The organism is Agrobacterium sp. 10MFCol1.1 (assembly GCF_000381165.1).
Lineage (GTDB): Bacteria > Pseudomonadota > Alphaproteobacteria > Rhizobiales > Rhizobiaceae > Agrobacterium > Agrobacterium tumefaciens.
Genome location: NZ_KB906078.1, coordinates 73,268 through 86,241, shown reverse-complemented (window position 1 = coordinate 86,241; position 12,974 = coordinate 73,268). Strand labels below are relative to the sequence as shown.

The 12,974-nt window shown below is 57.9% G+C and carries 10 protein-coding genes; 2 read left to right on the top strand and 8 right to left on the bottom strand.

Annotated elements, in window-relative coordinates:
* Positions 1–50 precede the first annotated feature (50 nt).
* Together argS and F617_RS0117475 are read right to left on the bottom strand one after the other, a co-directional pair.
* Positions 51–1,808, bottom strand: a complete 1,758-nt coding sequence (argS, locus tag F617_RS0117480) for an arginine--tRNA ligase (RefSeq protein WP_003515610.1) — start codon at positions 1,806–1,808, stop codon at positions 51–53.
* Between the two features lie 76 nt (positions 1,809–1,884).
* Positions 1,885–3,102: a deoxyguanosinetriphosphate triphosphohydrolase gene (locus tag F617_RS0117475; protein ID WP_019566152.1), complete on the bottom strand. Its 1,218-nt coding sequence runs from the start codon at positions 3,100–3,102 to the stop codon at positions 1,885–1,887.
* A 229-nt stretch (positions 3,103–3,331) separates the two neighbouring features.
* Between F617_RS0117475 and erpA the strand changes: the two genes are divergently transcribed.
* Positions 3,332–3,664 carry an iron-sulfur cluster insertion protein ErpA gene (gene erpA, locus F617_RS0117470; RefSeq protein WP_003515615.1) on the top strand — a complete coding sequence of 111 codons (333 nt, stop codon included), beginning with the start codon at positions 3,332–3,334 and terminating at the stop codon, positions 3,662–3,664.
* 222 nt (positions 3,665–3,886) lie between these two features.
* A complete protein-coding gene (gene xth / locus F617_RS0117465; protein ID WP_019566151.1) occupies positions 3,887–4,684 on the top strand; it encodes an exodeoxyribonuclease III in 798 nt (265 codons plus the stop codon).
* 129 nt (positions 4,685–4,813) lie between these two features.
* On the opposite strand, the gene exoR is transcribed toward xth, so the two are convergent.
* The 6 genes from exoR to F617_RS0117440 form a co-directional block, all read right to left on the bottom strand.
* Positions 4,814–5,608 (bottom strand): exopolysaccharide production regulator ExoR, encoded by a 795-nt coding sequence (gene exoR, locus F617_RS0117460; protein WP_003515620.1) that lies wholly within the window; start codon positions 5,606–5,608, stop codon positions 4,814–4,816.
* Entirely contained in the window at positions 5,595–5,903 is a 309-nt protein-coding gene (locus F617_RS27150) for a hypothetical protein (protein ID WP_233283652.1), read from the bottom strand. The genes exoR and F617_RS27150 overlap by 14 nt, the downstream gene beginning before the upstream one ends.
* A 269-nt stretch (positions 5,904–6,172) precedes the next feature.
* Positions 6,173–7,462 (bottom strand): outer membrane protein transport protein, encoded by a 1,290-nt coding sequence (locus tag F617_RS0117455; RefSeq protein WP_003515621.1) that lies wholly within the window; start codon positions 7,460–7,462, stop codon positions 6,173–6,175.
* Between the two features lie 449 nt (positions 7,463–7,911).
* Positions 7,912–10,755, bottom strand: a complete 2,844-nt coding sequence (locus F617_RS0117450; RefSeq protein ID WP_019566150.1) for a valine--tRNA ligase — start codon at positions 10,753–10,755, stop codon at positions 7,912–7,914.
* Positions 10,756–10,949: 194 nt separating this feature from the next.
* Positions 10,950–11,909, bottom strand: coding sequence for a cell division protein PopZ (popZ, locus tag F617_RS0117445; RefSeq protein ID WP_013636287.1), 960 nt, complete (start codon positions 11,907–11,909; stop codon positions 10,950–10,952).
* Between the two features lie 355 nt (positions 11,910–12,264).
* Positions 12,265–12,936, bottom strand: a complete 672-nt coding sequence (locus tag F617_RS0117440; RefSeq protein ID WP_003515626.1) for a protein-L-isoaspartate O-methyltransferase — start codon at positions 12,934–12,936, stop codon at positions 12,265–12,267.
* Positions 12,937–12,974: the final 38 nt, after the last annotated feature.

Here is a 12,974-nt window from a genome sequence, read left to right as displayed (position 1 = left end):
TACGCATTGCAGCTCTTGCCAGCGTATTGTGAGCAAATAATGGTGATATGTTATCGCATCTCGTCAGGCGCGTCCGCTCCTAAAAGCGTAAGACCAGACTTCAAAACATTCGCGACAGCATTCACCAGCCCGAGTCTGGCAATGCTCAATTCTCGGTTTTTATCGTTAATAAAACGTAATTCCTGATGGTCTTTACCTTTGTTCCAGTGTCCATGGAAGGAACTGGCGAGATCATAGAGGTAAAAAGCAAGCCTGTGCGGCTCGTGCGCAAGGGCTGCGGATTCGATCAGGCGCGGGTACTCAGCAAGCTTTGCAACCAGCTGCAACTCGTTGATATCGCTAATCAAAGCAACGGAAGACGACATGTCGTCCTGCGAGAGCGCAAGACCCGGAAACGCTTCCTGCGCCTGGCGGAAGATGGACATGCAACGGGCATGCGCATATTGCACGTAAAAGACCGGATTATCCTTCGATTGTTCGGTCACTTTCGCAAAATCGAAGTCCAGCGGCTCGGAATTCTTCCGATAGAGCATCATGAATCGCACGGGATCGCGACCTACTTCGTCCACCACATCGCGCAGCGTGACGAAATCGCCTGAGCGTTTCGACATCTTCACCGGCTCGCCATCGCGATACAGCTTCACGAGCTGGCACAGAAGAACCGTCAGCTTCGACTTGCCTTCCGAGACGGCGCGCGCAACCGCTTCAAGCCGCTTCACATAGCCGCCGTGGTCGGCGCCGAGCACATAGATCATCTCGGAAAAACCGCGATCGAACTTGTTCTTGAAATAGGCGACGTCGGCGGCGAAATAGGTGTAGGAACCGTCCGACTTCATCAGCGCGCGGTCCATGTCGTCGCCCACCTCGGTGGACCGGAACAGCGTCTGCTCGCGGTCTTCCCAGTCTTCCGGCAATTCGCCCTTCGGCGGCGGCAGGGTGCCCTTGTAGACGTGGCCCTTGAAGGTGAGATCATTGATGGCCGAGAGAATGGGTCCGCCATTGCCCTCATGCAGCGTGCGCTCCGAGAAGAACACGTCGTGCTTGACGTTCAGCGTCTCCAGATCCTCACGGATCATCACCATCATTGCGGCGATCGCCTTGTCCTTGACGATAGGCAGCCACTTTTCCTCGGGCATGGCTCGCAGCTTGATGCCATATTCATCCGCCAGCGCCTGGCCGACTGGAACGAGATAGTCACCGGGGTAGAAGCCCGACGGAATGGCGCCGATATCTTCGCCAAGCGCCTCGCGGTAACGCAGGAAGACCGAACGCGCGAGCACGTCGATCTGCGAGCCGGCGTCGTTGATGTAATATTCCTTGGTCACGCCATAACCGGCAAAGGCGAGCAGGTTCGCCAGCGTGTCACCCACGACAGCACCACGGCAATGGCCGACATGCATAGGACCGGTGGGGTTGGCGGAGACATATTCGACGTTGATCTTCTGACCCGTGCCGATCTTCGAGCGGCCGAAATCGATGCCCTGCCCGATCATATCGGCAAGAAGACGCTGCCAGTAACCGACAGAGACCTTGAGATTGATGAAGCCGGGACCGGCGACGTTGACGCTATCGACATCGCCATCGGCCTGAAGGGCTGGCACGATGAGTTCGGCCAGCGCCCGGGGATTGGTGCCGAGCGGCTTCGCCAACACCATAGCGGCATTGGTTGCGACATCGCCATGGCTTAGATCGCGCGGGGATTCGACCGTAATTCGACTGAAATCGACCTTTTCGCGGTTCTCTTTCACGAGATCGAGAGTCTCGAGCGCGTTTTTGATCCTGGTATCGAAATCGGCAAAAATGTTCATCGTTCCAACCTGCGCGAAGGGCTTCTGTTCATGTCCGGCCATCATAACCGGGTTGGCTTCGCGATCGCCCGCTGCCCTATCGCAAATCGGGGGTGTGGTCAAACAGCCGCTGGTGGGCGCGCAGTGCATAACTGTCGGTCATACCAGCCAGATAATCCCCCACATGGCGGGCTTTTGCGGCCTTGCTCATACCGGAAATGCTGTCCACCCAGTAGTGACTCTGCATCTCTGCCGGCACTTCCATATAACGGTGGAAAAGGTCGGTAACGATCTGCGTAGCGCCGGCGCGGATGCGCATGATTTCCGGATGCCGGTAGATATGGGCAAACAGCAGTTTCTTGATCTGCCTGTCGGTTTCAGCCATTTCCGGCGAGAAAGTCGCGACGGTGAAATCAGCGGCGCGGATATCGGCCGCACTCTTCGGTTTCAGCCGGGAAAGATTCTGCTGCGCGACCCCGATTACATCCTCGACCATATGGGTGATCTGGCGGCGCATGATTTCATTGGCGAAGCGTTCCTTGTCGAGCACGGGATATTTCGCACGTACCTCGTCCATCAGCTTGCTGAGGAAAGGCACCTCTTCCAGCATCTCGAAGCTCAGATAACCGGCACGCAGGCCGTCATCGATATCATGGGTATTATAGGCGATGTCGTCGGCAATAGCCGCCATCTGTGCCTCAAGGCTGGCATAGCTGCCGATTTCCAGATCCTGCAGCTCGCAATATTCGAGGATGGGCAGCGGAACCGGGCCCTTCACGCCCTCGCCCTCGGCATTGACCAGCGGGCCATTGTGCTTCACCAGCCCCTCCAGAGTCTCCCATGTCAGGTTGATGCCGTCATATTCGGCGTAGCGGCGCTCCAGCTTGGTGACGATGCGCAGCGACTGCGCGTTGTGATCGAAGCCGCCATAGGGCAACAACACCGCATCCAGCGCATCCTCACCGGTATGGCCGAACGGCGTGTGGCCGAAATCATGCACCAGAGCCACGCCCTCGGCCAGATCCTCGTCCAGCTTCAGAGCACGTGCGAGTGCGCGGGCAATCTGCGCCACCTCAATCGTGTGGGTGAGCCGGGTGCGGTAATGGTCGCCGTCAGGGCTGATGAAAACCTGCGTCTTGTGTTTAAGCCGGCGAAAGGCCGTGGTGTGGACGATGCGGTCCCGGTCGCGCTGGAACTCCGAGCGCGTCAGGCTACCCTCCTCGGCAAAAAGACGCCCGCGCGTGGTCCATGGATCAGAGGCGAAAACCGCCCTCTCGCCACTTCCGAAACCCAATGCGCGCTGGTCTATAATCATTCATCCACCTGTACTGTTCTCTGGCCGGGACTTCATTTGACCCGAAGTCCATGGCCTTTGACCATTGACCTTTTCATCCACCCTTCATACCTATCGCAAAGGTCGGCGCAAAGCATCATCGCTGCAAAGGCCGTTGCGGACATCGCTATAGACCGTTTATTTGACTAGTTTATAATGGCGACGACAAATCTATTGCTCTCCGGTTCTTGACCCCGGCACGAGGAACGACATGGAAAACAGCGACATTACACTTTCGGAAGCCGCAGCGAAGCGAATCGCCCAGATCGTCGCAGCGGATGCGGGCAAGCAGGCTCTGCGTGTTTCGGTGGAAGGCGGCGGCTGCTCGGGCTTCTCCTACAAGTTCGACCTGGCGGAAGACCCCGCCGATGACGACATCGTGATTGCGCGTGGCGACGCCAAGGTGCTGATCGACAGCCTGTCGGTTGTCTATATGGCCGGCTCTGAAATCGACTTCGTCGACAATCTGCTCGGCCAATCCTTCCAGATCAAGAACCCGAACGCGGTCGCAAGCTGCGGCTGCGGCACCAGCTTTTCTATTTAATGGTGATATCAAGCGCCAAGCTTGAGATCATTCACGCCTTTCTCTCCGCCCTCGTTCCTGCGCTCGTCACAGGAATGAGGGTTTGGGGAGCTGCGGTGCATCCATAGCTGTTGATCTACCCTGCCCCGGCTTCTATCCACCACATCCTCACCCGCCGTTTCCAAAAACGGTGGCAATCGCTTTTGCATCGGGTAAAAGTAACCTCACAAAAGGGAAACTCCGATGAAGATTGCCACCTGGAACATCAACGGCGTCAAGGCGCGTATCGAAAACCTCTGCCAGTGGTTGAAGGATTCATCGCCCGACATCGTTTGCCTTCAGGAAATCAAGTCGGTTGACGAAGGCTTTCCCCGCCTTGAGCTGGAAGCGCTCGGCTATCACGTCGAGACCCATGGCCAGAAGGGTTTCAACGGCGTCGCCCTTCTGTCGAAGATGAAGCCCGACGAGATCAATCGCGGCCTGCCGGGCGACGATGCCGATGAACAGGCGCGCTTCATCGAGGGCGTGTTTTCCATCGATGGCGGTGCGATCCGGGTCTGCTCGCTCTACCTGCCGAACGGCAATCCGCCTGACGATCCGGTCAAATATCCCTACAAGCTCGCATGGATGGAGCGGCTGCGCCGCTTTGCCGAAGATCGCCTTGCTCTTGAGGAGCCGCTTATTCTGGCGGGTGACTACAACGTTATCCCCGAACCCTTCGATTGCCACGATCCGCGGGTCTGGGCGGGCGATGCGCTGTTCCTGCCCAAGACGCGCTCGGCATTCCGCAGGCTGGAAAATCTCGGCTTTACCGATGCCGCACGCGCGACGACGGATGAACCCGGACTTTATTCCTTCTGGGATTATCAGGCTGGCGCATGGCCTAAGAATAACGGCATCCGCATCGATCACCTGATGCTGTCGGCGGAAGCGGCCGACAGGCTGGAATCGGTGAGCATCGAAAAACATGTGCGGGCCTGGGAAAAACCGTCCGACCACGTACCGGTCTGCGGTTATTTCAATTTTACGCCGATCAATTGAACGGCGCTCGCCGGGCGAGCTAGAGAATTTCCGGTAAAAGTACGCCGAAACAAAGAGTTAGAGAACGTCAAACGATTCCGTTTAAACAGGACGTGCTCTGAGTCGCCTCAGCCACAATAGACGTAATTGTCAGTTCGGATCATCGATCTGCATGTTCTGCGCCAGCGCGATAGCCGCGCGGCGATCGTTTTCACCCGCGAGCGAAAAAGCCTGTTCCTGAAGGGTCTGGATCCAGGTGCAATCCACCGCCGTGCACTTGTCGAGCGCGGCCGTCATGAAGGCGAGTCCCTGCGTCGTCTGGCCTTCCTGGAAAAGCAGATTACCGAAAATCGACATGGCGCCGGCATGGCCGTGCTTGCGTGCCTGATTGAGCCACTTCTTGGCCTGCTGCACATCCGCCCGGCCGCCCTCACCCGCAAGGATCATTTCCGCCAGACGGAACTGGGCCTCAGCCACGCCAAAGGTGGAAGCCACCTGAAAATAGAGCTGGCGGGCCTGCGACAGGTCCATCTTTACCGGAGTGCCGGGAATGCCGTGGCGGTAATAATCGGCAAGAGAAAGCAGCGCGTTGACGAAGAAGCCGGTATCCTCGGAGCCCGGCTCGACGCCCTGGCTGGCAATTTCGCTGTAAATCTTGAAAGCTTCGAAGTCGTTCTTGGCAACGCCATCGCCGAAGGCATACATATTGGCAAGCGCCCAGCGCGAGCCGGTATGGCCCTTTTCGGCCGCATAGCGATAGGCCTCGACGGCTTCGTCCTTGTTACCGTTCTTGTAGGCCTTGAAGCCGAACTTGAACAGGTCGAAGGGCCCGGATTCCTTGGTAACGCCTGCGTTGATGTCGAAAGCCAGCACCGGCATTGCGAGCGACGCAAGCAAAAGGCTCATGATGAGCGGCTTTAGAACATGTGCTTCACATTTCAGCATTTAGGCGAACTTCTCTCACTCTTCCCGGCATATAGCCAATACTTGCGGAATACTGCAAAGCTGAACCCCGCCGGGTCGCGATTTTTCGAACACACTGCGTCTTTCCGGCAGCACTTTCCAGCGCACTGCCGGTGGTCATATGCGGCAATTGCTCCAAATTTTCAGTGAGACAGATATAGGCATAATTTCCGGCAATATAACGGCGTTTGACCGCCTGCCGGTCAGCGCCAAACAAGAAACCCGGATCAAATTCCCGTATTACTTGCTTAAACCCTGAATCCAAACCCGTTTTCACTCTTCGCAACTCCGCAGGCCCACATCAAACGCCTGCATGTTCTTCCATCCCCGCGTCCATAAACAGAAGCCAAGCACCTTGTTTGTGGCGGGAAATGGACAGATATGCCCACATTCCAACGCGGCACCACGCTTGCAGAAAAGTGTTGCCAAATCGTCACAAAACTTTCGGGCTAGAAATTTTTATCGAGCAGGAATCATAGTCGGGAATGAAAAAAGGTCCGGTTGGTAAACCGGACCTTTCTTTTCGTTCAGGTGTGGCGAATGGTGTCAGAATTTGACCTTGACGCCCGTAGAGATCGCAGCCACGAGATCGTTGCCGAAGTCGTAGCCCGCCTCGTTGCCGCAGGTGAAGCCCGCACCGCAAGGTCCACCGTTGATGGATGAGCTACCGGAGGTCAGGAGGCCGAGAGCACCGGCAACCTTGAACTCGATATTCTTGTTCGGCGAGTAGACGATCTGCGTGCCCAGCGTCCAGGTGTCGGTCTGGGTGCCGATAACAGTCGATGTACCGCGATCCCAGGTCAGGCTCACAGCACCGCTCCACTGCTCGTTGAACTTATGACCAACGCCGCCGGAGATCGTCCAGCCATCACGATAAAACAGGTCTAGCGTGTTCAGCGTGTCAGCGCCGCTCGGAACGCAGGGAGACGTCCCTACCGCGCAGAAAGGAATGACCTGAATCTGGCTCCAGTCAGTCCACTTCACCGAACCGAAAGCGAGCCAGTCCGGCGCTATGCCGGATTGCACCTTCAGTTCGATGCTGTCTGGCATCGAAACGGAGCCATAGATCGGCACCAGCTTGCCGCCGTATTTCGCCAGCGTCGGAGAGATGGACGGCGGCGTCTGCGGAACTCCTCTGACGTCGGCGAAACCGGTCAGGTCATGATCGACGGCGCTGTTATAAACAAGGCTCGCCCGGAAGGCGACCTCGGGGATTTCGTAGGCAACGCCGGCGCGCCAACCCCAACCGTCACCTTCCATCTCAAGTTTGCCGACGCCGCTGAAGCTGGACCAGGCCGGATTGAGGCCAAGAACAGCTGGGCCAAGAACCTGACGGTATTTATAACCGCTGATCTCCTGGTAAAAGCCGCCGCCAATAATCGAGAAGTCGCCCTTGCCAAGATCAAACTTCACACGGCAGGTGGTGGCGTAATTGTGCGACTTTACCTTGGTTTCGATATTGTAGCTCGATCCCTGCCAGATGCCGGGATTGAGGTGCGCGCCCCAAGGCTGCGAATAATCGAACATGCAGTCGCCGAAATCGCCGATTGCCGCCTTGGCGCCGATGCGGGTCGACCAGAAGTTTTCAGAGTCATCTGCGCTCCTTGACCAAGTCGCAGGCAGCGGACCGCTCTTCAGCGGATTGTCACGCGCATTCTCAACCTTGCGCTGCGGCGCAACGAATGTAGCGGAACTGTCGAGAACATAGTCGGACGGGTCGAACAGCAGGTCGATATTGTAGCCACCGCGCTCGAGGCCGCCCGCCAGTGAAGGCGTGACCGCCGCGATGCTGGCTACGAAACATACTGCGCCGCGAAAAAATGCAGTTTTTGCCATCTCTCTCCCCAATCAAGGCAATGTGATCATTGAGAGAGTGAAATGCTTTGCGGCAAATGACAATCTGCCGTGGTGCGGCGCGGTTGCCACCGGATGGCCATTTTTTTACGTAAGTTTTTGATGTTTGGCATCTTACATAATCATTTTAGGCTATTATTCTAATCCAATTAGAAAAAACGACACAAAACGAAACAAACTCCCAATCCACACCGGAAATGTCGCCAAATAACCACAGTTGGACGTTTCCGAAGAAAATCGCTTATCAGGCCGTTTTTATTGATCTTTTTCGTCTTCCCGCGCGGTTTTGTGCGCCTCGCGGCAGAAATAATCGCGCTGTCACGCAGTGCATGATTCGCCATTGCAACGCAGCAATGAATTGAGCCGGCCCTTACAGAACGCAAAACGCCCCGTTTTCACGGGGCGTTTTGATTTTACACGCAACAGGAACCTTATCCTGCTTCGCTGACCCGCTGCAGGGCGGTTCGAAGACTTGTCAGCTGAACTTCCAGTTCCGCCTTACGCTCGCGCTCGGCGGCCACAACCTCCGGATCGGCATTGGCCACGAATTTTTCGTTCGACAGCTTCTTGTCGATGCGTTCCATTTCCGCGTCCACCTTGCCGATCGCCTTTTCGAGACGGGCCTTTTCGGCCGCGAGATCGACGAGGTTGCCGAGCGGCAGGCAGACCGTGGCCTCACCGATGATGATCTGCGCGGAGCCCTTGGGCGCCACATCGGCACCACGGATTTCATCGGCACGCGCCAGGCGCCGGATGGCGGCGGCATGGCGGTCCAGCCGCGCTTCTGTCGAGGTATTGGCACCCACCACCACCAGCGATGCGGTGGCGCCCGGCGGCACGTTCATCTCGGCACGCGTCGAGCGGATGCCCGAAACCAGATCGATCAGCCAGTTGATTTCCGCAGCCGCGGCATCGTCGCGGAATTCCGGAGTCGGCCAGTCGGTAAGGCAGAGAAGATCAGCCCGCTCCTCGCCCTCGCCCGCCGTATGCGCCCACAGCTCTTCCGTCATGAAAGGCATGAAGGGATGCAGGAGCTTGTAGATCTCATCCAGAACATAGGCCGCGCAGGCCTGCGATTCCGCCTTTGCCGCCTCATCCTCGCCACCGAACACGGGCTTGAGCAGTTCCAGGTACCAGTCGCAGAACTGGTTCCAGACGAAACGGTAGAGGATGCCGGATGCATCGTTGAACCGGAAGTTCTCAAGAGCCGCCGTCACATCGCGCGCGGTGTTGGCAAGCTCGGTCAGTATCCACCGGTTGATCGTCAGCGATGCGGTTTCGGCCAGAAAATGCGGATCGCGCTTTACGCCGTTCATTTCGGCAAAACGCGTGGCGTTCCAGAGCTTCGTGCCGAAGTTGCGATAACCGGCGATACGTGCCGGATCGAGTTTCACGTCACGACCCTGCGCCGCCATGATGGCGAGTGTGAAGCGCAGCGCATCCGCACCGTATTCGTCGATCAGTTCCAGGGGATCGATGACGTTGCCCTTGGACTTGGACATCTTCTGGCCGTTCTTGTCGCGAACCAGCGCATGGATGTAGACGGTGCTGAACGGCTCGACCGGATTGCCGGCATCGTCCTTCATGAAATGCAGACCCATCTGCATCATGCGGACGACCCAGAACGGGATGATGTCGAAACCGGTGACAAGCACATTGGTTGGATAATACCGCGCCAGTTCCGGTGTCTTTTCCGGCCAGCCGAGCGTCGAGAACGGCCACAGCGCCGATGAGAACCAAGTATCGAGAACGTCTTCGTCACGGGTCAGAATTTCACCCGGCTTGAAGTTTTCAAGCTTCTCTTCGACCCAGGCCTTCCACGGACCTTCATGGGCAATATAATGCTGGATAGCGGCCTGAAGCGCCTCTTCCTCGGTCTTTTCAACGAAGACCTGCCCGTCAGGGCCGTACCATGCCGGAATCTGGTGTCCCCACCACAATTGCCGCGAGATACACCAGGGCTGGATGTTCTCCATCCACTGAAAATAAGTGTTTTCCCAGTTCTTAGGCACGAAATTGGTGCGGCCTTCGCGAACCGAGGCAATGGCCGGCTGAGCCAGGGTCTTGTTGTCCACCCACCACTGGTCTGTGAGGCGCGGCTCGATCGGCACGCCGCCACGGTCGCCATGCGGCACGACGTGCTTGTGCGGCTCGATCTTGTCGAGCAGGCCGGCTTCCTCGAAGATTTCGACGATGACCTTGCGGGCGAAGAAACGATCCTGTCCTTCCAGACGATCCCATGCGCCGTGCAGCGCCGCCGGATGATTTAGGCCCTCGAGGAAATCCTCGTTCTCCTTGATGGAGATCGTCCCATCGATATTCATGACGTTGATGGCGCGCAGACCGCAACGCTTGCCGACCTCGAAATCGTTGAAGTCGTGCGCAGGCGTGATCTTCACGGCGCCAGTTCCGGCCGTCGGATCGGCATAGTCATCGGCAACGATCGGGATCTTGCGGCCAACGATCGGCAGGATGACATGCTTGCCAATGATACCCTTGTAGCGCTCGTCTTCCGGGTTCACCGCAACACCGGTATCGCCGAGCATGGTTTCTGGCCGCGTGGTAGCAACAACGATGTAATCGCGCGTTTCGAACTCGGTGGGCTTGCCCTCCTCGTCAAATGCGATCGGGTGCTGATAGGTCACACCCTTTTCCAGCGGATAACGGAAGTGCCAAAGGTTGCCCTTCACTTCCAGCTGTTCGACTTCCATGTCGGAAATCGCGGTCTGCAGCTTCGGGTCCCAGTTGACCAGGCGCTTGTCCTTGTAGATCAGGTTCTGCTTGTAAAGGGTGACGAACACCTCGAGAACGGCCTCGGACAGCCCCTCATCCATGGTGAAGCGCTCACGCGACCAGTCGCAGGACGCGCCGAGACGCTTCAGCTGGTTGAAGATCAAACCGCCGGATTCGGCTTTCCATTCCCAGACCTTCTCCACGAAGGCCTCACGGCCCATTTCGCGGCGGCCCGGAAGCTGCTGTTCCATCAGCTTGCGCTCGACGACCATCTGCGTGGCGATGCCCGCATGGTCCATGCCCGGCTGCCACAACACGTCCTTGCCGCGCATGCGCTCGAAGCGGACCAATATGTCCTGAAGCGTGTTGTTGAGCGCATGGCCCATATGCAGGGAGCCGGTGACATTCGGCGGCGGGATGACGATGGTGAAGGTTTCCGCGCCCGGTTTGGCGTTGGCGCCGGCACGGAAAGCGTTCGCCTCGTCCCAGGCTTTGGCGATTTTCGGTTCGACGGATGCGGAATCGTAGGTCTTTTCGAGCATTTCCTGACCTGAATTTTAGAGTTCTTGTGTGGATTTTTTTAAATAAGGATGGATGGTCGAGAGTCAACAGAAACCGACCCGTCAGCGACTATGACCCCATAGCGCCTTCATCTTCAACAAAAAAGCCGCCCCGGTGCCGGAGCGGCCTCTGTTTCATTATCTTGCGCATGTTACAAGATGCGGACGAACAGAGCCTAGCGGCGCGAGCCGCGCGCCACACGTTCGATTTCCTCACGCACAAGACGCTCCACCAGGGTCGGCAGATTGTCTTCCAGCCAGTCCTGCAGCATCGGACGCAGCATTTCGGCGGCCATATCCTCGATTGAGCGTCGTTCGACGCCATCGAAAATTTCCGCAAGTTCGCTGAAGGAACGGGCGATCTGCGCACCGGCAGCCTCGGAAATGAGGTTGAGCGACAAACCGCCCTCTTCCTTGGGTTCGGCCAGATCGAATGACGGCATCTCGACAGCAGGTTCCTGCACCGAAATCTCGAAATGATCCTGGGCTACAGGCGTTTCGATGGCGCCACGTAGCGTCAGCTGGTCGAAGCGGTTCTCGAAAGCTGCGCTCTCGACAGCGGCAGCAGCAGCACGATCCTCGGCGGCAAAAGCTGCCGGCTGTTCACTGGTGCTCGCGGCAGCGGCCGCCAGCAGCGGCCGCACATCCGTCGGGCGCTGCGGCGCAGGGCGTTCAACCTGTTGCGCAGCCGAAGGCTGCGGTACGCTGGAGGAATGAGCGGCCGGGGCCGCCTGCGCGGGCTCACGCTGCGCCTGGGCAGCAAATGCCTGCGGCCCCATGGCAGCGTTGCGGTCGGCGGCAGCGCGAACGCGCGCGGCGACATCGGCAAGCGACATGCTTTTCTCGGCCGAGATTTCCTGCTGTTCTGGTGTCTGCTTTTCGGAGGCCGCGGAAAAATCCTGCACCGGCCTTGCGCCAAATGCCTGGTTTGCGGCGGGGGGAACGCGCGCCGGCGGGCTGATGGCCTCCGTCACGAAGGACGCTTCGCCTGCGCCATCGTCTTCGTCGTCATAGACAGGCGGCAACTGACCGGAAAACGCGCCGGTAGGCCCGGTCTCGTTGCTTTCGATGATCCGGCGTATGGACGCCAAGATCTCTTCCATGGACGGTTCACGCGCTACGCTTGGCTGAGCCATATCAATCCCCGGTTTCCACTCTCTAGACCGCCTTGCGTCCACACGGACGCCCAAAGGACGCTCCAAAATTTTAAATCTGCACACCGTTCCTGTCGAAAATCGCTTCCGGTTTTCGGGCCGATGGCCTGAAAAGGGGTAGAAATACGCACACCCCGAATCACCCTTAGTCTAGGGCAGCATAGTCAGGAACTAAATCACTGATTCGACAAGTTTCGCCGTGATGCACAGCTTTGTGAGAATGGTCTTTTGGGGCAATTGATGAGCGAAGCAGGTCTGCCGGTGCGGCACCCGTAAAAAACAAACGCCGGGGCGAAAAATCCACCCCGGCGTCCAAAACAATGATCGTTTTTAAAGATCAGAAAACGAATTCGGCCGCCTTGGCAAAACCGGGCAGAGGCTTGATCGACGCGTTGAAAGAGGTTGCAGCCGAGGTGCTGTTGCCATCGCGACGGTAAACGGTTGCCTTGGCAGCGTTACCGTATCCGACAACGACGACCAGACGTCCGCCATCGCGCAGCTGGTCGGTCAGTGCCGCCGGCACTTCCTCGACAGAGCCGTTGATGAAAATCAGGTCATAGGGTGCTTCGCCCGCATAACCCTTTTCGAGATCGCCGGTGACAACAGCAACATTGTCATATCCGAGCGAGGCCAGCGTCTCAGTCGCCTCAGCTGCCAGCGTTTCATCGCATTCGAGCGAAACCACCGAACCGGCGAGCTGGGACAGGATGGCCGCGGTATAACCGGCGCCGCCGCCGACTTCCAGCACCACGTCTTCCTTGGTCACCGCCGCAAGCTGCAAAAGCTTCGCCAGCGGCGAGGCCTTCATGACGTAACGGGCCGGGCGACCATCCCGGGCGGGACAGATCTGCAGATCCTCGTCCACATAGGCAATCTGCCGCACACCCGCCGGCACGAAAGCTTCGCGCGGCACGCTCAAAAACGCCTTCAGCACAGAATGCGACGTCACGTCGGTCGTGCGCAACTGGCTGTCGACCATATTGGCGCGTGCGGTTTCGAAATCCATCATATCGTTATCGCCTCAATTTCGCGGATGCCGGTCGGGAA